Below are 20551 nucleotides of genomic sequence, written 5' to 3'. Positions count from 1 at the left end.
CGGCACGGCGGGCCGCCCGGTCAGTCCCACCAGAAGTCCCAGTGCCCGGCGCCGACGAGACCTTCGGCGTGAGCGGCCAGGGTGGTGGAGCCCTGCCACACGAGATCCGGGCAGAAGGCGAAGTGTTCCGCGGCGACGAGGAGCGCTTCATCGGTGGATATCGGCGGTGCGGCGACGCTGAGGTGAAGGGTGTCGAAGCCGACCGCCACCACGCGCGCCCCGAACCGCCGCTCCCAGTCCCGTACGACCGCCGCGTACTTGCCCGTGTCGTTGTCGTGATTGGCGGGGCCGCTCCAGCCGACGGCGGCGAGCGCATCGGCGCCCCGGCCCGCGGCGACGAGCCCCAGGCGTATGTACGGCCTGCGGGCGGCGAAGGCCCCGGCGAACTCGGCGGCCACTGCGTCGGGATGCCGCGCGGGCTCCCGGCCGGGCGCGAGACCGGGCCACTCCTCCTTCGCGTACGTGTCCCACCAGGCCGCGAGGAGCGCGGCCGGGCCATGGACTTGCGGCGAGGACATGTCGTCCGGATACAGCTCGCCCGTGGCCCAGGGCCGGAACTCGCCCTCGTCGTCCGGCCGGAGCGGTTCGAGCAGCAGCGGCCACAGCCCGGACCCGGCGTGCTCCGCGCGCAGACGCGTCCACAGCTCACCCGCTCCGGACACGGCGTCGTCGCTCAGCCACAGGGCCGCTGTGTCACCGTCACCTTCGGAGGCGACCGTCCGGCCGGGTGGGAGCACGATTGCACGAGGCAAGCACAGTTCGACGTTCACGCTGTGCATGCTAGGGCCGGGGTGTGACAACGTCCCGGGGGCGGCTTCCCGTACAGTCGGCGGCAGGGTCTTCTGCGCGCCAGAGGCAGGCGATCGCCTGCCCGTCCCACTCGCCTGCGCATCACGGAACCGGTGCCTTCAAACCGGTGCGTGTCATAACTCGGGAGCGTGCGCATCACACCGCGCTTTCGCCACAGGAATTCACGCCCCCGGCGTACCACACGTCACCGCGAGCCCATCATTGTGATGATGCGCTCAGCACTCTTACGGTTGCGGCGCGGCATCAACCGCTCGCGGGAGCGAAGACGCAAATGCTTTCGCATGGCGTCGGTCCGGTCCCGTGATCCGCGTTAACCCTTCCGGGAAAAGGAGTGCGACCATGACGTACGAGCGCCCCACACTCACCAGGGCCGGCGGCTTCCGCAAGGTCACGGGCGTCAAGAACACCGGGCCCAAGGACGTTCTCGGCGGCAAGCAGCTCCTCTGACGCGACCGGTGCGGAGCCATTGAGCGGACCCGTTGTGCGGAGCCGTTGAGCGGATCCGCACCATGCCCCGGACCGGGCCGGCCTCCGCGCCGGCCCGGCCTGCGACCGACCGGGCCCGCCCGCCGATGCCCCCTCCCGCTACCGACGTCACTTCGACCGAAGGCCGTAGCCGTGGAAGAGTCCCTGTCATTGTCGGCCCTGCCCAGCTGGTTCGTCGTCCTGCCCGACACCGACGCGGCCGCCGCGGTCGCCGCGAAGGCACTTTCCCACGCGACGCACAGCCTGCGACACGCGTCCGGCAGGCCCTGGCTGGTGGGCCGGTGGACCGACGAGTCGGCCGTCGTGGGAGTGCACGGCAGGACCCGCGTCGCCGTGATCGGGGAGCATTCCGTCACCCTCCGGGAAGCCCGGCGCGCCGCCGCGGCAGCAGCCACCGCCGCGTCGCTGACGGCCCTGGACCGGCACAGCGGCACATGGGCGGGCAGCTTCCACCTCGTGGCCAGCTCAGGTGGACACGTCCGGGTGCAGGGCGGAGTCGTCGATCTGCGGCGGGTGTTCCACGCCGAGACCACGCCTCCGTTGTCGGCCCGGGTGAGCGTCGCGGCCGACCGGGCCGACGTGCTGGCCGAGCTGGTCGGTGCGGAGCTGGACGAACGCCGTATCGCCCTGGAACTGCTCACCTTGGGCGTACCGCACCCGCTGTCGGGAGCACCGCAGTGGCGCGGCGTCCACGCGCTGCGCGGCGGCAACTGTCTGATGCTCGATGCCGGCGGACGAGCGCGGGCAGGCCGGTGGTGGTCACCACCCGACCCCGACGTTCCGCTGACGGAGGGCGCCGTGCGCCTGCGTGAGGTGCTGACCGCCGCCGTTGATGTGCGGACGCGGGGACGTGACCTGGTGACGACGGACCTGGGCGGCCTGGACTCGACCGCCGTGTGCTGCGCCGCGGCGCGCGGGGAGGCGAAGGTCGTCGCGTACACCGCCGCACTCCATGACGAACTCGGTGACGACGTGCACTGGGCACGGCAGACCGTCCGGGCCCTGGGGGCGGTCGAGCATCACGTCGTACCCGCCCAGGACACGGCCCTGACGTTCGACGGTATCGATACGCTCCAGGACATTCTGGATACGCCCAGCATGCTCACGGTCGACCGCAACCGCCGCATGCACCTCCTGGGCCGGGCGGCCGTCCGGGGGTCCGGACTGCACCTGACCGGGCTGGGCGGCGATGAACTCCTGGCCGGAACGCCTGCCCGGCTGCACGCCTCGATATCCGCTCATCCCTTCCTCACCCTGAGGGACCTGCGGGGATACGCGGCCAAGTACCAGTGGCCCCGGCGCAAGGTGCTGAGCCAACTCCTGGACCGCCGCTCCTACCGGTCCTGGCTCGCCCGGGTCGCCCGTGACCTGACGGAGCCGGCGGCCGCCGCGGACGAACCGCTGCTCGACTGGTCCGTACCGCCCCGGATGCCGCCCTGGGCAACGCCCGAGGCCGTCGCGGCGGCGCGCGAGCTGCTGTCCGCCTGCCTGCCGGACGCCGAGCCGCGGGGGAGGGGCCACGGTGAACACCGGGAACTGGCCGCGATGGACGGTATCTCCCAGTGGACCCGGCACATCGGGCAGATGGCGGCACCCCTGGGGATCACCGTGGCGGCACCGTACTACGACGATCGTGTCATCGAAGCCTGCCTCGCGGTCCGGACACCGGACCGGATCACCCCTTGGCGGTACAAACCGCTGATCGTCGAGGCCATGCGCGGCATCGTGCCCGAAGCCGTCCGCACCCGCGACACCAAGGCCAACGCCACCTTCGAGGAAGAGACCGGGCTGCGGCGCCACCGCGCCCGGCTGCTGGCACTCTGCGAGGAATCCCGGCTGGGCCGGCTCGGCCTGGTCGACGTGGGTGTCCTGCGGGAATGGTGCCGCCGCTCGCTGTCCGCGGAGACGGAGAGCTATCTGCTGCATCCGACCGTGGCCTGTGAAGTGTGGCTGCGCTCCCGCGACATGACACCGGCACCGCCCGGCCCCTGACCGAACAGGAGAGGTGACGGCGATGTACGCGCTGAAACCCGGTGTTCTGCTGACCGAGACCGAGTACGGCATGGCACTGCTCGACCAGAAGAGCGCCGAGTACTGGACCCTCAACCCCACGGCAGCAGTCGTCCTCCGGACCCTGCTGGACGGCTGCGGCATCGACCAGGCGGTGGAGGAACTGACCGGACATTACGAGGGTGTCGACACCGACCTGGCCACTCAGGACGTCACCCGCATCATCGACGACCTGCGCTCGGCGGGCCTCATCGCACCGTAGCCACCGCACCGGGCACACGTCCGGCCCCCAGGGAAGAGGTACGCAATGTCGACGCCGGAAGCGGTCCCCTACCGCCCTCGCTCCGTCCCCTTGGCCCGCCGCCTCACGGCCCGGGTGGCGGTGGGCTGCGCCCATGTACTGGCCACCCAGCCGCCCGGCCGTATCCGCGTCGTTCTGGGCTGGCTGCGGCGCGGGGCGAAGCCCGCCACGCTCGCCGAGGCCGCCCGCGCCCGGCAGACGGTCCTCGCGGTGAGCCTGGCCGCCGGAGGGAGCAAGGGATGCCTGCCACGGTCCCTGGCCACGGTGCTGCTGTGCCGTCTTCACGGGCAGTGGCCCGCCTGGTGCGTAGGAGTCCGCGCCCGCCCGCCGTTCGCCGCACACGCCTGGGTGGAAGCGGAGGGGGAACTCGTCGGCGAGAACGTACCGGCCTCCTACTTCCAGCGCTTCTTCACCGTGGAGTGAGGCCGTGACCACCGCGCCCCCGGCCGACACCCGCTGTACCGACGGCCCGGCGCACCCGGCGCACCCGGCGGAACAGTCGGCCGGCCTCGCAGGCCACGGCTCCGCGTGGTCCGGCCTCCGGGCTCTCGCCGGCCACCTCCGGCCACAGCGCGGACGCATGCTCGCCGGTGTCGCGCTCGGCCTGCTGGGCAGCGTCCTGGGGCTGGTCCAGCCGCTGGCGGCCAAGCACGTCATGGACCTCGTCGGCCACGGGCAGCCGACCGCCGGGCCTGTGGCCGTCCTCAGTACGCTGGTGGTGGCCGGCGGACTTCTCGCGGGCCTCGGCCACTATGTGCTCGACCGCTCCGCCGAGTCCGTCGTCTGCGCCGTCCGGCGCAGGCTGACCCACCTGCTTCCGCGCCTGCGCGTGCCGGTGATCGAACACACCGAGCCGGGTGATCTGATCGCCCGCGTCACCTCCGACACCGCACTGCTGCGACGCACCGCCCCCCAGGCCGTGTCGGCCGCGGTCACCGGCACTCTGATCACGGTGGCGACCGTCGTGATGATGGGACTGCTGGACGCCGTCCTGCTCGGCGTCACCCTCACCGTGATCGCGTTCGTCGGCCTTGTCGTCATGGTGGTGACGCCGCACATCGGCCGGGCCACCCGGCACACGCAGGAAGCCGTCGGCCGCATGGGAGCCGGGCTCGAACGGACGCTGGGCGCGCTGCGCACCGTCAAGGCGGCGGGCGCCGAACAGCGGGAGACCGCGGCACTGCACCGTGCGGCCGAACACGCCCGCCGTACGGGCGTCCGCGCCGCCGCGTGGGAGGCGGTGTCCGCGACCCTGTCGGCCGTCGTCCTCCAGGTCTGCTTCCTGGTCGTGCTCGGAGTGGGCGGTGCGCGCGTGACCTCCGGCTCCATCGGCGTCTCCACGCTCGTCGCCTTCCTGCTCTACCTCTTCGCCCTCACCCCCAGGATCGGCCAACTGGTCGAAGGAGTCGGGCAGTTGCAGATCGGGGCGGCCGCGGCCGTACGTATCCGGGAGGCCGAGATGCTGGAGGCCGAGGCAGCGGAGGGCGGGGAAGCGGGGACCGAGGGAGCGGAGGGGCGTGGCGACGAGGCCGTCCCGGCCCCGAAGCGGTCTCCCGGCTCTCATGAACGGCACCGGGACCGGCACCCCGCCACCGTGGCCTTCCAGCAGGTGCGCTTCGCCTACCGGCCAGGTCTCCCCGCGGTTCACCGCCATGTCTCCTTCGCCGTTCCGGCCGGAGGCGTGACGGCGATCGTCGGACCGTCCGGCGCGGGCAAGACCACCGTCTTCGCTCTCATCGAGCGCTTCTACGAGCCGGACGCCGGCCGCGTGCTGCTCGACGGCAGGGACATACGCCGGTGGCCTCTCGCCGAGCTCCGCGCCGCCATCGGCTACGTCGAACAGGACCCGACCGTCCTCGCCGGAACCTTGCGCGACAACCTGACGCTGGGCGCGGACGACGCCACCGACGAGCAGATCGCCCACGTCCTGCGCCTGGCCCGGCTCGACACCGTGACGGGCCGTCTGCCGCACGGTTTGGACACCCAGGTCGGCCACCGCGGCAGTCGGCTCTCCGGCGGCGAGCGGCAGCGGGTGGCCATCGCCCGGGCCCTGCTCCGACGGCCGCGGCTGCTCCTTCTCGACGAGGCCACCTCTCAGCTCGACGCGGCCAACGAGGCCGCCCTGCGTGCGACCGTCACGGACACCGCACGTCGCACCACCGTCCTGGTCGTCGCCCACCGCCTGTCCACCGTGACCACTGCCGACCGCATCCTGGTCATGGAAGCCGGCCGGGTGCGGGCACGGGGAACCCACGCCGAACTGATGGCGCACGACTCCCTGTACGCCGAATGGGCGAGCACACAGCTGATCGCCTTCCGCCGGCGTCACGGCCCTTCGGCTCCGGTTCCGGAGAGCTGATCTCCGCCCCGTAGGGCTGATCCCCGCCCCGGAGGGGGAAGCCGTGGGGGAGACCGTGCCACTGAAGGCCGCTGCGGTCGGCCCTGAGGTCACTCCGCCCCCGCCCGCACGATCATCTTCCCGCTGTTCGCACCGCCCAGCATGCCGAGAAAGGCGTCCACGGCGTGGTCGAAGCCGTCGACCACCGTCTGCACGTCCACGACGCGGCCCGCCTGGAGGTGGGGGACGAGGAAGTCCTCCAGTTCGCGCTGGGCGTCGCGGTGGTTGCGGACGAGGACGCCCTCCAGGCGCAGGCTCTTCTCGACGATGTCGAAGAGGTTGCGGGGCGCGGCGGGCGGCCGGGCGCTGTGGTACTGCGCGATCGCGCCGATCCAGGCGATGCGGCCGAATTCGCGCAGGCCCCGGATGGCGCCCTCCAGGTGGTCGCCGCCGACGTTGTCCAGGTAGACGTCGATGCCGTCCGGAGCGGCCTTGGCCAGCAGGTCGCCGACCGGGCCGTCGTGGTAGTCGAAGGCCGTGTCGAAACCCCACTCCTCGGTCAGCCGCCGGACCTTGGCCGGCGAGCCCGCGCTCCCCACGACACGGCCCGCGCCCAGCAGCCGGGCGAACTGGCCCGCCGCGCTGCCCACGCCGCCCGCCGCCGCGGAGACGAAGACGCTCTCACCGGGCTTCAGGAGTGCCGTACGGGTGAGCGCGACGTAGGCGGTCAGGCCCGTACCGCCGAGCACGCCCAGGTAGGAGCGGGCCGGTACGCCCCGGTGATCGGGCAGGACGCGGATCTCGTCCGGCGTCACCAGGGCGTGGGTGCGCCATCCCTTGCGGTGGAAGACGAGATCGCCCTCCCTCAGGCCCGGCGCACGGGACGCGGTGACGCGCCCGATGGAGCGCCCTTCCAGCGGGGCGTGCAGGTCCCAGCCACCGTCCATCAGCTCCCGCATGTACGGGTCGACGGAGAGATAGACGTTCTCCACCAGGGCCTGGCCCGGGGCGGGGTCGGGGACGGCCTCTTCGGTGAAGGCGAAGTTCTCGGCGGTCGGGAAGCCGTCGGGGCGCGAGATCTGGTGGACGAAGCGGGCGGCCGTGCCGGTCATGGGGGCTCCTGGGAGGGGAAGGGGGTACGAGGCGGTGGTACGCGGATGATCTTCGGCCGCGCTCCGCTCACCGTAAGGAGCCGTGGCCGCCGTGGGCAGGGGTCCGCGTCGATGGAAGCGCGCTTTCCATGAATGCCGCTCATGGAATACTCGCGGCATGAACGACCTCGCGCCGCACGAGCTGCGCATCCTGATCGCCGTCGAGCGGGAGTGCGGCTTCACCGCGGCGGCCGCGAGCCTGGGCATGACCCAGTCCGCCGTCTCCCATGCCGTACGGACCTGTGAACGCAAGCTCGGGGCCGTGCTCTTCGACCGCGGCCGGCACGGCGCCCGCCCGACCGCCGCGGGCACCCGGGCGGTCGCCTACGCGCACCGGATCGTGCGACTGCTGGAGGCGATGGGGCACGAGGTGCGCGGCGCCGGCGACGGGGCGGTCACCGGCCCGCTGCGCATCGCGGCGTTCCGCAGCGCCGCCGCCCACCTGCTGCCCGCCGTACTGGAGCGGCTGACCGGCCGCCACCCGGGCCTGTCGCCCGAGGTGCGGATCGTGCGGGAGATCGGCCGGGGCACCGCGGGAGAAGTCGCCGACGGACGGGCCGACCTGGGCATCGCCACCCTGGACGGGGCGGGCCCGCCGCCGGGCCTGGTCGGTGCCCGGCTCTTCGAGGAGCCGTACGCGCTGGCGCACCCGGCGGGCGGCGCGCACGTCGACCCGCGGACCCTGCCGCTGATCGACTGGGACGAGAACTGCGGTTCGTACACCCGCGAGTGGTGGGCGGGCCAGGACTGGATACCGCCGGCCACGATCCGGGCCGAGGACGACACCGTGGTGCTGTCGATGATCGCCCGCGGCATGGGCATGTCGATCATGCCCATGCTGACCCTGGCGGGCGCGCCCGCCGACGTCACCGTCACCCCCCTGACACCGTGGCCGCCCCGGCGGGAAGTCGGTTACGTGACCACGCCCGAGGCGGCCGAGTCGGCGGCGGTACGGGCGCTGATCCGCGAACTCCGGTCGGCCGGGCCGGCCCCGGCCTGGAACGACGTTGGGCAGACCGCCGTGCGCCGAGCCGTGCCGGCGGTCAGGCGCGCCGGAAAGCCCCCGGCGTGATGCCGTACACGCGCTGGAACCACCGGCCGAAGTGCGCCTGATCGGCGAAGCCGCTGACCGAGGCCGCGTCGGCGGGCGTGACACCGCTCGTGAGCAGGGTGCGCGCGTGACGCAGACGCAGTTGCCGCTGGTAGTCGCTGGGCGCCAGGCCGTACTCCGCGCGGAAGGCACGGTAGAGGGCGAACCGGCTGCACCCGGCAGCCTCCGCCAGGCGCTCGGCGGTCAGCGGCTCCAGGTAGGCGTCGTCCAGGAGTGCGCGGGCCCGCCGGGCGGCCTGGCGGCGCGCGCGGTCGGCCGGGGTCCGGACGCGTACGGGAGCGGCGACCGCGGACGCGCCGCGCCGCGCCATGGCGGTGACGGCCGCGGCCAGCCGCTCGTCGCGCACCAGCGGATCCGCGGGACCGGCCAGCGCGGCGTGCAGCCGGGCGAGGGCCCCGGCGAGCGCGTGATCGGTCAGTACGGGGTCCGGGAACAGCGGCAGGGCGCCGGTACGCCCGTCCGTGGCGTCGCTGATCATGTCGCTGACCACGGACGGGCCGATGTGCACGATGCGGTACCGGTACCCCAGTTCCGCCGCGGCCCGCCCGTCGTGCACCTCGTCCGGGTTGAAGGCCATCACCATCCCGGCGCCGCTGGTGTGCTGGCCGCCCCGGCAGCGGAAGCGCTGTGCGCCGGCGTCGGTGATGCCGAAGGAATAGGTGTCGTGGCTGTGCGGCGGATAGACGTGATCGAAGAAGTGCGCGTGCATGGCCTCCACGGGGCGGTCCCCGTCCCGCCAGTAGCGCACCCAGCCGTCGGCCCTCGTCATGCAGGCATTATGGAAGACGCGCCTCGTTGGCGACGTGTGGGGTTCCAGGGACCCGGGACGACGGTCGGTTCGCGGCGTTTTCGCCGAGTGATCTCGCGCAGGTGCGGCCACGCGTGGTGGCCGCCGGGCCGGACCGGGCATGGTTTGCCGTGCTGATCCGGTCCGTCGGCTGCGTACCCGGCTTCCTCATCCCGCGGCCCCCGCCGGACGGCCCCCGCCGGACCGGCTCCCGTACCGGCGGCAGAGTGGGCTTCGAGCGCGGCCTCGCCCGCCGACCGAGTACGCCAGGACCTCGACCACTGAACCGGCTCGCAGCACGGGGCTCTTGGCAGCAGGGGACTCGCTGCGCTTGGTGGCGAAGTGCTGACGTGCCGGTGCGGGCCGGGCCCCTCTTCGCGCCGGGTACGTCGACGACGGGCTCTCAGACGTGACAGGTGCCTTTTTGGATCTCGGATGCGTCCACGGCGATGTTCTTCTGGCAGTTCATGCTCTTCCCGACGATCTCAAGCACTTTGCCGATCACCGTGGTGTCGCGGGGGAGGTTCGGGTGGGTCACGCCCTGGACCTCGTGATTGGTGCCCCAGTTCAGATGGGGTGTCGAGCAGCCCATCAGTGTGTCCGCTTTCGAGCAGATGGAATGCGCGCGCGCAAATCTCGCGCTGTCCACTTCCCTGACGAAGTCGGAGTCCAAGAGCGCGCATACGGATGCCCATGCTTTGCCTGTCGCCATGAGAGTGCCCGCCAAGCAGTACTTCTGCGACTGGCCCAGTGTGGCGATGTTCGCCACCTTCCCCAGGCTGAGGAGCGCCTCCACCAGGTCTTTCTTGCCGCCGAAGTTGTTCGGGCCGCCCAGGGAGATCCAGCTCTGCAGATTGACTCCTCTGGCCATCAGCCGCGTGGGGATGCTGCCGAGCGAGTGTCCGACGAGCACCACGCGTCGGCCGCCGAACCTTCCTTGGACTTCCTGGTGCAGGTCTGCCGCGGTTCCCGTGAGCTCGTCGCGCCAGTCGTACTCCCAGGCGTCCAGGTCGCCTTCCTTCCAGCCTGCGTCCAGGAACCTCTTCTTCATGTTGCTGAAAGCACCGGCGCTGTCGTTCATGCCGTGGACGAAGACGATCGCAGGGACCTTGGTGTTGGTGGGGAGCGAGTAGCTGGAGATGTTCTTCGAGTTGATCTCCGTGGACCCGTGGAGCAGTCTCACCTCCTCGTGCTGCCTTTTCCCGCTCTGGACCGCCAGACGCCCGTTCCGTCCGATGAGGAACCTGCCGAGGGGGTCTTTGTGGTTCGTCTCGGTCCAGATGGATCCGGTGTCTTCCAGCAGCAGTTCGCTGCCCTCTTTCGAATCGCTGACCGAGCGATCGTCGATCCGCAGAAACTGGGAAGCGGGGCTGTAGTGGGTCAGTTTCACCGTGGCGTACCTTGCCTCCTGCTTCACGACGGAAACCCGCCATGTCACGGCCTCGTTTTCCTGCGCCGTCTGTGCGGGGCCCTTGTAACAGACGCCCTTGGGGCCGCAGAGCTTGAACGGGCCGTACAGGTCCTTTTCCCCGTCGAGGGGCAGTGCGCGGGAGTCGTGCCGCGGCAGGGTACCCGTATGCGCAGAGTAGGCCGGGGCGGTGGCCCCGCCGAAGACCGTCAGCGCGACGGATATGACGCCCGCGGTGATGCGTGACCAGCGAAGAGCTTTCATCGCCTTTCCTTCCGAAGACAGCGCGTAACGCGCAGACAGGCGCGCGGAAGCGGGAGAACCAGCTGGCTTGCGCCCGCTCTGCAAGTAGCTCACATACCGCATCGGCGCACCTGCGCAGTGCTCGGTTCGGGTGACGAAGGCCGAGGACCGCGGGAGGCCGCGCCCGCGGCGATGACGTCCGTGCGCCGGCTGGTTATGAGAGGTGGCCGAAGGCTCGTAACTGTCGTAGACCTTCATCTCTGCTGAGCACTGCCAGGGCGCGGACCCGCAGGACATGCGGACCATCGAGTACGCCCCGCACCAGGGCACCGAGATCTACCGGTTGATCACTTCGGCGGCATTTGCGGCGCCCACGACAAGAGCACGCAAAGCTCCAAGGCCCCCGCAGCGCTCGCTCGTGACCAATAGCGTCGCCATCGCCCTGCGAACCGCTGACACCAACACCGCGATGAGGCAACCCAGCCAAGTCCGACAATAGGCCAAGTCACTCGTTCAGTGCTTACCGGTCGGGTCAGGATTGCGCGCTGCACCAGGTGGGGTAACGCACTGGTTGACGTCACCTCAGGAAAGCAAACCCCGTGCCGGACATCATTGATGGAGTCGTCGACGCCACCGGCACGATCCTCTCCGCATTCGGTTTCCAGGCCAGCCACCAAAACGATTCCATGGTCGTCAACCCCGCCCCGGCCAGGCGACGGCCCTGACCGGTAACGGCAACGGAGCACGGGGGACGGCCCCTTCTCGTTCGTAGCGGTCGGACGGTCCTGCGACCGAACCGCTCTCTGCCGAGGAACAGCGGCGTGTTCTTCAGACGACCGGGGTCCAGCCAGGGCCCGGCCGCCACTGCTGCCTGCGAAGGGCTGCGGCCACTGCCCGCTCAGAGTCCGCCGCACCGGCCACCAGGTGACACTGCCCTGCAAAGCAGGGACGTGCCCGTACTGACATGCGCAGCCACACGACGGAGACCGTGACCGACACCGCCCAGGCGAAGGGCGAAGGGGTCATCGTCCAGCAGGGAGCGGTCCCGTCCTTTCCCGCGGAAACCGGCACCCCAATCACACGAGCCACAGGCGCAGCCATACGGCGGGAAATTCCCGCTCCACGGCGGGAACTCCCCGCCACCCCGACTCGGCTGGTTCCGGCCGAAGAAAGAGGTACAGGAAATGACCGAGATGGACCGGCGACGGTTCTTGCGAGACGCGGCCCTGACGGTGGGGGCGGGGATGCCGCTGGCATTCTCCGGCCGTTCCTCGGCGTGGGCCGAGTCACTGACCCGCCCGCCCGTCGAGGCACGGGAAGCGCTCCCACGCTCCGGCGACCTGGGCGGGGTGCGCGCGGCGACCGTCCAGTGGATGAGCCGTATCCCGGACGACACCGACATCCGCGGCATGTCGATCCCCGGCACACACGAGTCCTGCGCCCGTTACGCCGGCGGCAGCGCGGGCTTCGCCCAGTGCCAGAACCGGCCTCTCGACTGGCAACTGCGCGCAGGAGTGCGCTACATCGACATCCGCTGCCAGAACTGGCACGACTACTTCACGATCCACCACGGTCGCTACTACCAGGAGATGGTGTTCGGGCAGGTTCTGCAGATCTGCGCCGATTTCCTCAAGAAGTATCCGACGGAAACGGTCCTGATGCGTGTGCAACAGGAACACTCGACCGACAGTGACAGGTACAAGAGGATCTTCAAGGACTATCTGGACAAGAAGGGGTGGCGCTCGTACTTCCACATCAGCAGCGGTTTCCCGACGCTGAAGACGGCGCGGGGAAAGATCGTGCTGATGACCGGCTGGCCGTGGGTGGAAGAAGGCCTCAGGTTCTCGGACGACAGCCAGTTCTCCGTCCAAGACCTGTACAAGGACCCCACCCTGGCAAAGAAGAAGAACGCCATCGACGCCCATTTGCGGGCCGCCATCTGGCAGTTCAACGGAAACAAGATGTACGTCAACCACCTCAGCGCCAACGGCGTGGGTGGCAGCACGTGGACCCCCTGGAGCTACGTCAAGGACCTCAACCCCTGGACACGCAAGCTCCTCGAAGGGCAGTACTACTACAAGACGCACCGGACCGGGGTGATCGCCATGGACTATGTCGACAGTCCCGACGCGAACTGGGACGCCGGCGACATCGACATGACCGCCTCGGTGATCCGCCTGAACACCTTCAAGCGCCCGACCCTCCAGGTCGGCAAGTCCTATGTGATCTGGAACCGGGGAACCGGAAAGGCCCTCGACGGGGGAACTGCCCAGACGTCCGTCGTCCAGTGGACCTACAGCGGATATCCCCAGCAGCGGTGGACACTCGAAAGGGCGGACAACGGCACCTACCGGTTGCGCTGCGAGCGCAGCGGCAAGTGCCTTACCTGCCACCCCGGTAGCGGAGCAACCCAGGAAAACGGCTACCACTGCACCTGGCACATCACCCCCCACTCCGACGGCGACGGCTTCCAGCTCAAGCTGGACACCACGGGTACGTATCTCCACACTCCCGGCAACAACAAGGGCAGCGGCGTGCAGCCGAGCCTCGGCAGCAACGGGACGCAAGACGAGTGCCGCTGGGTGTTCGACGAACGGGTTCAGGTGCAGTGAGAGCGCCGTGGTGACGCGGTTCCCGCCTGACGCTCGGGACGGGTTCCGCATCACCTCGACGTCGCGGCCGACGGGCGTGTGCCGCGCCAGTGGGCCGACGAGCTTGGCGGTGGTGCCGGGGTGACGGTCGACGCCCCCGGCTGCGGGGGCGCACGTAGTCAGGGGCGGGCTTCGAGCACCGGGCGCCCGGCGCCGTAAGCCGCGGCCATGGGGGAACTGCCGGCGGTGACGAACGTCTTGATGCCCGCCAGGTACGTGTCGCGGTCGATCAGCCCGCTGCCGTCGGTGTCGAGGGCGTCGAAGGCCGCGGCGGCATCGGGCCCGGCGTTTCCCGCCGCGGTGCGCAGGCGGATGAACTCGTCGCGGTTCAGGCGCCCGTCGGCGTCGGCGTCGGCGATGTCGAACAAGGAACCCAGCGCCGGCCGGCAAGAGCGTTCGAAGGTCTCGTGCCCCACCCAGGCGCGGTACTCCTCGAAGGTCACGCGGCCGTCGTGGTCGGCGTCCATGTCCGCGAAGACCGCCTCGTGGGCGGCCCGCGCGGCGGTGACGACCGGATGGTGGGCGTCGCGGTCCATGGCCGCCGCCACGCGGTCGACCCGGGCGAGGTATTCCGTACGGGTGATGGCACCGTCACCGTCCACGTCCAGCATGGCGAAGATCCGGTGCTGCGGAGAGTCGGACAGGGGATGGGGCACGGCGCTTCCTCCCGGCTGCTTCCATGGCTTTTCAGTCGTGAAGATACCCACGGAAAGCATGGAAAACGCACATTTCGTTAGTGACGCGCAAGAATGCTCATAAGGGAGCGGAACCGTGTGCCCGTGGGCAATCGGGCGGGAGGCTGCTGGATCCCCGACGGGCTGTCGGGAGTACTTGTCATCGTTTCGGCGGCGCGTCGGCGTTGGGTGGGAGCGATGCGGGCTCGGCGGGTCCGCCGCGAGCAGGCATGCGGCGTGTTTCCAAGGGGGCCCCTTGTCCGATGGCGTACAGGTCCGCCGGGACAGAACCGGTCCGGGTCCTGTGCGCCAGGGGCGGAATAAGCCCTTCTGTGATCATTTTTGGCCAGTTCTGGGCTCCCGCCGCCACCCCCGTGGCCGCTACGTTCACCCCTTGACCGAACACACGACCAGGGGGAAAGGGCAGCGATGCGCCCCATAAGACCCGTCAGTCGCACCGGCAGATCACTCATGGCGGTGACCGCTACGGCGGCCGCCTGCGCGGTCGCCGCCATGGGCCTTGCCGCCTCACCGGCGGCTGCAGCGCCCACCAGCACGACGGCGCAGACGCCCGCGCCCGGCGATACCTGTACGGCGGCCGACCTCGGCACACGCCACCCGTACATCAAGTCCACCGAAGTGTCCCCGACGATCACCCACTTCAAGGGCTGGTACGTCACCGAGGGCACCACCGGCACCCAGACCGTCACCACCACCACCCAGACGACCATCACGGTCTCCGTCGGCCTCAGCGGCAAAATCGAGGGCGGTTTCGGCACCGAGGCCCTCGGCAAGGTCGGCGCGAGCCTGGGCTTTGACGTGAAGGCCGACTACACCTCCACCAGCACCGAGTCGAATGCGGTCACGTGGAACTTCAACCAGCCCGGCTACTACGGCGCCTACAAGGGCACCAAGAAGGTCACCGGTACGTACACGAGCCTCAACTGCAACCGTGTCCAACAGGGCGACGGCAGGTGGGCGTTGAAGTGGATCGAGGGGCCCGACGGAGGCAACTTCACCACCTACACCACCCTTGAGGAAGGTGCGGTGCGCTGCCAGGACAAGGTGCCCGCGGGCAGCATCATGGCCAAGGCGCAAAGCCTCCTCGACTGCGGCTCGGCCGCCGCGAAGGCCGCGCACGCGGCGGGTGCGGTGGCGCCGACGGCGAAGCAGGTGCGGGACCGCCTCGTGCAGCGCCCGGCGCTCGCCGGCGGCACGTCCGCCGAACAGTTCAAGGCCACCGGGCGCGGCGCGCGGGCCGCTCTCGACTGCCAGGCCGAGGTCTACAAGATCGCCGTACCCGGCAAGCCCCTGTCCTGGGGCGCGCCGCTCCTGGCGTCCGACGGTGTCCGCCTGCGACCCTCGTCGATCTTCAGCGCCCACCTGGACAACTGGCGCCTGTGCAATGTGACGGAGCGCAACGGGGTCATCGAGGCGTCCTTGTGGAACTGGGGCAACGGCGGGTGCGCGACCATCGCCGGGCAGAACGCGGGCACCGAACGGGCGGTCCTTCAGACGGCCACCTGCGCGGAGGACGACCTCCAGCGTTTCTACATCTACCGTGACGTGCCCGGCAGCTCGAAGATCGGTGTGCAGAACAAGTACACCGGCTCCATGATGGGCCACGACCGGTATGCGGACGGGGAGTTCATACGCCAGTACTCCAGCGGCCGGCAGGACGGTACGGGTACGTACACCCTGATCGGAGTCTGACGGCCCGCATCCCGTGAGCGGCCCCGCACGTGAACCCCGGACCCCGGGTTTCGTGCGGGGCCCTTCGCGTCCCTGCTCCGAGCCCGGCCCCAAGGCCGGAACGGGGCACGACCGTGGTGACCCGGTAGCCCGGTAACCCCCTTCCGCCAGTATTCCGCGAGATCGTCAAAGGCCCGTCGGCGAGCACTGCGACCCCCCGGCCGCTGAAGGCGCACCAGCGTTCAAGACCCGTCGGGGCCATGGCCGCCACAGTCGTCCCATGACGAGAACGAAGGGCCCGAGCAGCCCGTATCTGCTGCTGTCGATCACCATGGTGCTGTGGGGGAGTGCTTTCTCCAGTTCCAAGTCGGTGGTGGAGCACGTGCCGCACACGGTGGCCGCCCTGTTGCGCTTCGGAGGCGCCGCGCTGGCGCTGCTGGTGGTGGTGGCGCTTTTCGGGAAACGGCTGGGGGCGGGCGGACAAAGACTCCGCCGCGGGCCGCCGGCCGCGCCGCCCTGGCAGGCATCGTCGGCGTGTTCGCCTACAACGGGTTCTTCTTCTGGGGGCTGTCGCTGGCGCCGTCGCTCGACGCGGGCATCCTCATCCCGGTCATGAGCCCCGTACTGGTGTGACCCCTCGGAGAACTTGCCCTCCGACCTGGGGAAACGGCGTCACCACCTGGTCAACTGGGAGAGGAGTGGGAAACGGGGGCCTCCAGAGGCCCTCCGCAGCCTGGTAAAAATCGGTCCCACCGCTCTTGCTGCGCCTCGACGATGTCCTGCTCCATCTTCGGGGTCAGGTTGCCGTACAGGCCCCGGACACCGGCGATCTCGTGCCCCATGCGGGTCTCGATGGCGGTGTCGCAGTGCCCCTCCTCTTCGAGGCACTCCTTCATCCAGTGCCGCAGCCGGTAGATCGGCCACTTTCCCACCGAGAACTCCTGCACCGGCGGGATGGCCGGCCGCACGCGGTCCCGGCGGGCCGCGCGGGCGGGGGACCCGTCCCGGATCGGCCACCAGTAGTCCGGGCCGAAGTGGGCGCCCAGGAGGTCTCCGCCGTTCATCGCGGGGAACGACCACGGCGAGGGGTGCGACGCCGCGAGCGCCTCGTGCATCGCCGTCAGGAAGGGCGCCTGGACGAGGGTGCGGTGGGAGTCGTACTTCGGGGCGGTGAGCGCCTTCTTCCCGTCCACCCACTGGTGCTGGAACTGCACCCGGGTAGCGGGCATCGTCGCGTAGCGCTCCCGGGATTCTTCGCGCTGCTCCGGGTCGGGATCGGAGGCCGGCCAGGCGGGGGAGGCGTAGATCTTCTGCAGGCCGTACATCTCGCCGGGGCGCATCCCTTGAAAGGCCGCGTGCCAGATGTAGGTCCAGCCGGTGAAACCCCACACGGTGTACGCGTTCACGGCGAGCTGGTAGACCGGGCCCATGGCCAGCGGACGCTTCTTCTTGCGGACCTTCTTGACATACCGGCCGCGGCGAGGAGTGGCCGGCGGGATGGGGGTGTCGGTCCGGAGCCGGTATCGCTGCACGGCATCGGTCATCAACATGCCGAAGACCATGAGGATGTCATCGACGTAGGTTCGGGCCAGTTCGTGGTGCCGTACCTTCTGGTTGAGCGCGTTTTTCCACGCGATGTACTCCGGGGTTTCGATCTCGTTGACGCGGTGCGTGCCCCACTGCTTGTTGATCTGAGCCGTGAGAATGGACCGGTATGTTCTGATGGACCCGTGGCGGAGGTCCTGGTCCGGCAGCCAGATTTCCAGGCTGTATGTGTGCATCAGGATGTCGCCGCGGCTCTTGGCCACGCGCGTGCCGTGACGGACCTCGTACTCACGGTCCGCACCGTAGTTGTATGCGGTTTCCTCATTGTCGAAGCCGCTCTTGCTTTCGTATTTCTTCTTGCCGTTCTCCAGGTACTCGCCGGACCACCATTTGACCCGGCATTTGTTCCCGCGCCATTCGACGTACGGCATGCCGCCCCCGAACCTGCTGGGTGGTCGCAGACGCCACCCACTCCGAGTCCCCTCCGCGGTGACGGACAGCAGCACTGGCTGCCCGAGGTGCTACCGCTGCGCTGACAGCCCTGCGCCTCCGGGGCGCTGAGGGGGCCAGCGGGGTCTCGTTTCGTGCTGCCCACGGTATACCGCCCGGAGGAAAGTGCCGGTGCGCTCGGCACGAGGAGGTCCGCGGCGGACTGCTGTGATACGTGCGTCACGCAGGGCGTTCGTGCGGGACGGCTTGATCAATGCGACAACGGCAACCGGTGCGGTCGAGGCGAGGCCGACGGGAACGGCTCCATGGAGCCGGGGGTGCCGACCACCTGCCCTACATCAGACCACCCAATATGAAATGTTCTCGGCGAATGCCCGTGAACCGGGGCATAGCTGCGACTGCGCCATCATCACGCCAAGGCGACGGGGTCGAATCAGCATCACCCGTCTGGCCACCGACCCGCACCAGCAGAAGGCCGCCACCATGAGCTTCGCCCTGCGGCCCGACTCCTGGAAGTGGAAGGTCGGCTACGGCCGGGAGACCGTACGGCTGACCCTCGACCTAGCCTACACCGATCTCGGGCTCCACCGCGAGTGGGCGGCGCGGGCCCCGCGCAACGAGGCACTCGCCAAGACACGGTTCGCCGCTGGCATGGTCGAAGAAGGGCACATCCGCGGGCACGTCTATGTCCGGGAAGCGTGGCGCGGCTCCATCACGTACGGGATCCTTAGGGACGAATGGGCAGCTCAAAACGAGCCCGGTAGACGGGCGTTGCGGGCGGCCTGCCCCATCGGACTCACGAGAGACGCCCTCACCGTGACCGCACCCCTCACCGTCCAGCGCCACCGCCGGATCATCGACGTCCACCTCCTGCTGATCCGCGACAGCCAGGTCCTGCTCACCCTGCGCCAAGGCGGATACGCCTCCGGGCAATCGCAGGTCCCCTCCGGCCACCTCGAAGCAGACGAACCCACCGACCACGGCACCGTCCGCGGGGGATGGGAAGAGATCGGCGTACGCGTCGACCCGGGCCACCTCGAACTGGCCCACGTCATCGACCACCGTGCCCCCGGAGAAGACCCCCGCTTCGGCATCTTCTACCGGGCCCACTCCTGGGACGGCGAACCGTACAACGCCGAGCCCGACAAATGCGGCGGACTGTCCTGGTTTCCTTTCGACGGCATCCCTGAGCAGACCGTCCCTTACCACGCCGCCGCGCTGCGCCACATCGCCACCGGCCGCATCAGCAGCAAATACGGTTGGGACCTTGGGCTCTGAGCTGCTCTGACGTACGACCCTGGTTGGCGCTGGGTTGTGCGATACCTCATGTGACCGTTAGGCCCTCCTAAGCTGCGCGGGTTTCGCTCGTCGGTGTGCCCGAGACCGCGGCTTTCCCCCGCTCGGGTGATGAGGGGAAGGCGCTCGGGGTATCGCGTAGCCCTACAGCATCGCGCCTGGGGCGCGTTCCGGTCACCGTCATGCCAGAGGGTGTCTGGCGAGGTCTCCGACGCCAGCCGAAACGCCGTTCTCGTGGCCGGAACACCCGCGACTGCAGGAAGAACCTCACGGACTGGCGCGGACGCGACCGCCACGGCGGAACACCCCCGCCCCTGCGGGGAAGGCCGGTACGTGTCCCAGGCAACGCCCCTCGATGCCGAAGCACCCCCGCGCCTGCGGGGAGGATGCCACCCCGCACAAGCGCACCATCACCGTGGCCGGAACACCTCCGCGCCTGCGGAGAGGACCCGCGCCCGGTTGTACTCGGTGTACGCCCGCGCGGAACACCCTCGCGCTTGCGGGGAGGACGCCATGACCGAGGTCGCGCTCATGGAGAACGCCGGAACACCCCCGCGTCTCCGGGGAGGACACAGGCCACATGCCTCACATGCCTGACACCCGTGGAACACCCCACGTCTGCGGGGAGGGCCCCGGCAAGACGACCACCACCGTGGTGTTCGACGAAGCACCCCGCCCCTGCGGGGAGGACCAGGATCTTGACGACGGCGGCCGCCATCAGGTCAGCTCCGAAGCGCCCCCGCGTCTGCGGGTAGGGCCGGAACGCGAACCACCACTCGCGCGGGACCGGCGGAACACTCCCGCGTCTGCGGGGAGGACTCGTACGACGGCATGAGCCCATCCCTGGAGGGCGGAACGCCCCCGCGTCTGCGGGGAGGACTCGTACGACGGCATGAGCCCATCCCTGGAGGGCGGAACGCCCCCGCGTCTGCGGGGAGGACTGGCCCATGGCACGGGTCGTACGGATCGCCTGCGGAACACCCCCGCGCCTGCGGGAAGGACGCCTACCGGCCCCCTACCTACCGCCCTACCGCCGAAGCACCCCCGCGCCTGCGGGGGGGGGGACCTCGCCGTACTGGACGTGACGCCCACCGTGAGCGAAGCACCCCCGCGCCTGCGGGGAGGACGGAGATCACCAGAGCATGAGCCCTCTCGCGATCGAAGCACCCCCGCGCCTGCGGGGAGGACACGAGCGAAAGGAATCCACGATGCTCCACCACCGAAGCACCCCCGCGCCTGCGGGGAGGACAGAACAGGAACGCGGCTTCGCAGGTAGGCCGCCGGAACACCCCCGCGCCTGCGAGGAGGACAAGAAGGCCACGGCCTAAGTGTTGCAACGATGCGGAACACCCCCGCACATGCGGGGAGGACAAGACGGGGCACCTGGAGGAGCGCGCGATTGGCGGAACGCCCCCGCGCCTGCGGGGAGGACTGGAAGAAGTGGCCCCCGCCTGTGCGGCCTGGCGGAACACCCCCGCGCCTGCGGGGAGGACGTGATCTCCGCGTGTTCCACGACCAAGGTGGCCGGAGCACCCCCGCGCCTGCGGGGAGGACGTCACAAAAAAGTCCCACGCCACGCCCGGTAACGGAACACCCCC

At 69.9% G+C, this 20551-nt stretch carries 16 protein-coding genes; 10 read left to right on the top strand and 6 right to left on the bottom strand.

Annotated features, from left to right (window positions below):
• Positions 1-20: 20 nt before the first annotated feature.
• On the bottom strand, positions 21-770 hold the full coding sequence (locus CP973_RS23805) for a DUF4253 domain-containing protein (RefSeq protein ID WP_244409969.1): 750 nt from the start codon (positions 768-770) through the stop codon (positions 21-23).
• Positions 771-1149: 379 nt separating this feature from the next.
• On the opposite strand from CP973_RS23805, the gene CP973_RS23800 reads away from it, so the two are divergent.
• The 5 genes from CP973_RS23800 (at position 1150) to CP973_RS23780 (ending at position 5966) form a co-directional block, all read left to right on the top strand.
• Complete coding sequence (locus CP973_RS23800) at positions 1150-1257, top strand: keywimysin-related RiPP (protein WP_106982451.1); 108 nt, start codon at positions 1150-1152, stop codon at positions 1255-1257.
• Between the two features lie 171 nt (positions 1258-1428).
• Positions 1429-3288, top strand: coding sequence for a lasso peptide isopeptide bond-forming cyclase (locus CP973_RS23795; protein WP_150244835.1), 1860 nt, complete (start codon positions 1429-1431; stop codon positions 3286-3288).
• Positions 3289-3310: 22 nt separating this feature from the next.
• Positions 3311-3568, top strand: a complete 258-nt coding sequence (locus tag CP973_RS23790; RefSeq protein ID WP_150244832.1) for a lasso peptide biosynthesis PqqD family chaperone — start codon at positions 3311-3313, stop codon at positions 3566-3568.
• A 45-nt stretch (positions 3569-3613) separates the two neighbouring features.
• The gene (locus CP973_RS23785; RefSeq protein ID WP_150244829.1) at positions 3614-4030 is read left to right on the top strand and encodes a lasso peptide biosynthesis B2 protein; all 417 of its coding nucleotides are present in this window, start codon (positions 3614-3616) and stop codon (positions 4028-4030) included.
• A 4-nt stretch (positions 4031-4034) separates the two neighbouring features.
• The gene (locus tag CP973_RS23780; protein WP_150244826.1) at positions 4035-5966 is read left to right on the top strand and encodes an ABC transporter ATP-binding protein; all 1932 of its coding nucleotides are present in this window, start codon (positions 4035-4037) and stop codon (positions 5964-5966) included.
• Between the two features lie 89 nt (positions 5967-6055).
• Here the strand turns inward: CP973_RS23780 and CP973_RS23775 are convergent, their stop codons facing one another.
• Complete coding sequence (locus tag CP973_RS23775) at positions 6056-7057, bottom strand: NADP-dependent oxidoreductase (protein ID WP_150244823.1); 1002 nt, start codon at positions 7055-7057, stop codon at positions 6056-6058.
• 157 nt (positions 7058-7214) lie between these two features.
• Between CP973_RS23775 and CP973_RS23770 the strand changes: the two genes are divergently transcribed.
• A complete protein-coding gene (locus CP973_RS23770) occupies positions 7215-8168 on the top strand; it encodes a LysR family transcriptional regulator (RefSeq protein ID WP_150244819.1) in 954 nt (317 codons plus the stop codon).
• Here the strand turns inward: CP973_RS23770 and CP973_RS23765 are convergent.
• Complete coding sequence (locus CP973_RS23765; RefSeq protein ID WP_167538499.1) at positions 8140-8976, bottom strand: AraC family transcriptional regulator; 837 nt, start codon at positions 8974-8976, stop codon at positions 8140-8142. The two genes, CP973_RS23770 and CP973_RS23765, sit on opposite strands and share 29 nt — an antisense overlap.
• A 421-nt stretch (positions 8977-9397) precedes the next feature.
• Positions 9398-10666 carry an esterase/lipase family protein gene (locus CP973_RS23760; RefSeq protein ID WP_150244816.1) on the bottom strand — a complete coding sequence of 423 codons (1269 nt, stop codon included), beginning with the start codon at positions 10664-10666 and terminating at the stop codon, positions 9398-9400.
• A gap of 578 nt (positions 10667-11244) precedes the next feature.
• On the opposite strand from CP973_RS23760, the gene CP973_RS41465 reads away from it, so the two are divergent.
• Positions 11245-11370 (top strand): hypothetical protein, encoded by a 126-nt coding sequence (locus tag CP973_RS41465; protein ID WP_280119031.1) that lies wholly within the window; start codon positions 11245-11247, stop codon positions 11368-11370.
• 459 nt (positions 11371-11829) lie between these two features.
• On the top strand, positions 11830-13257 hold the full coding sequence (locus CP973_RS23755) for a phosphatidylinositol-specific phospholipase C domain-containing protein (RefSeq protein WP_150244813.1): 1428 nt from the start codon (positions 11830-11832) through the stop codon (positions 13255-13257).
• A gap of 158 nt (positions 13258-13415) precedes the next feature.
• On the opposite strand, the gene CP973_RS23750 is transcribed toward CP973_RS23755, so the two are convergent.
• Positions 13416-13952 carry an EF-hand domain-containing protein gene (locus CP973_RS23750; RefSeq protein WP_244409968.1) on the bottom strand — a complete coding sequence of 179 codons (537 nt, stop codon included), beginning with the start codon at positions 13950-13952 and terminating at the stop codon, positions 13416-13418.
• Between the two features lie 489 nt (positions 13953-14441).
• Between CP973_RS23750 and CP973_RS23745 the strand changes: the two genes are divergently transcribed.
• Positions 14442-15683 (top strand): hypothetical protein, encoded by a 1242-nt coding sequence (locus tag CP973_RS23745; RefSeq protein ID WP_425282016.1) that lies wholly within the window; start codon positions 14442-14444, stop codon positions 15681-15683.
• A gap of 662 nt (positions 15684-16345) precedes the next feature.
• Here the strand turns inward: CP973_RS23745 and CP973_RS23735 are convergent.
• Positions 16346-17638, bottom strand: a complete 1293-nt coding sequence (locus CP973_RS23735) for an integrase (protein WP_150244807.1) — start codon at positions 17636-17638, stop codon at positions 16346-16348.
• Between the two features lie 184 nt (positions 17639-17822).
• On the opposite strand from CP973_RS23735, the gene CP973_RS23730 reads away from it, so the two are divergent.
• The gene (locus CP973_RS23730) at positions 17823-18935 is read left to right on the top strand and encodes a GNAT family N-acetyltransferase (protein WP_341874856.1); all 1113 of its coding nucleotides are present in this window, start codon (positions 17823-17825) and stop codon (positions 18933-18935) included.
• Positions 18936-20551 lie beyond the last annotated feature (1616 nt).

Source organism: Streptomyces albofaciens JCM 4342 (assembly GCF_008634025.1).
Taxonomy (GTDB): Bacteria; Actinomycetota; Actinomycetes; order Streptomycetales; family Streptomycetaceae; genus Streptomyces; species Streptomyces albofaciens.
The sequence above is the reverse complement of the archived record's forward strand: the minus strand, read 5'-3'. Positions and strand labels throughout refer to the sequence as shown.

Bases quoted from the DNA above. Each gene is read 5' to 3' on its own strand.
- CP973_RS23765 (WP_167538499.1), bottom strand. From the start codon at position 8,976: ATGACGAGGGCCGACGGCTGGGTGCGCTACTGGCGGGACGGGGACCGC.
- CP973_RS23755 (WP_150244813.1), top strand. From the start codon at position 11,830: ATGACCGAGATGGACCGGCGACGGTTCTTGCGAGACGCGGCCCTGACG.
- CP973_RS23775 (WP_150244823.1), bottom strand. From the start codon at position 7,057: ATGACCGGCACGGCCGCCCGCTTCGTCCACCAGATCTCGCGCCCCGAC.
- CP973_RS23745 (WP_425282016.1), top strand. From the start codon at position 14,442: ATGGCGGTGACCGCTACGGCGGCCGCCTGCGCGGTCGCCGCCATGGGC.
- CP973_RS23800 (WP_106982451.1), top strand. From the start codon at position 1,150: ATGACGTACGAGCGCCCCACACTCACCAGGGCCGGCGGCTTCCGCAAG.
- CP973_RS23735 (WP_150244807.1), bottom strand. From the start codon at position 17,638: ATGCCGTACGTCGAATGGCGCGGGAACAAATGCCGGGTCAAATGGTGG.
- CP973_RS23790 (WP_150244832.1), top strand. From the start codon at position 3,311: ATGTACGCGCTGAAACCCGGTGTTCTGCTGACCGAGACCGAGTACGGC.
- CP973_RS23770 (WP_150244819.1), top strand. From the start codon at position 7,215: ATGAACGACCTCGCGCCGCACGAGCTGCGCATCCTGATCGCCGTCGAG.
- CP973_RS23785 (WP_150244829.1), top strand. From the start codon at position 3,614: ATGTCGACGCCGGAAGCGGTCCCCTACCGCCCTCGCTCCGTCCCCTTG.
- CP973_RS23760 (WP_150244816.1), bottom strand. From the start codon at position 10,666: ATGAAAGCTCTTCGCTGGTCACGCATCACCGCGGGCGTCATATCCGTC.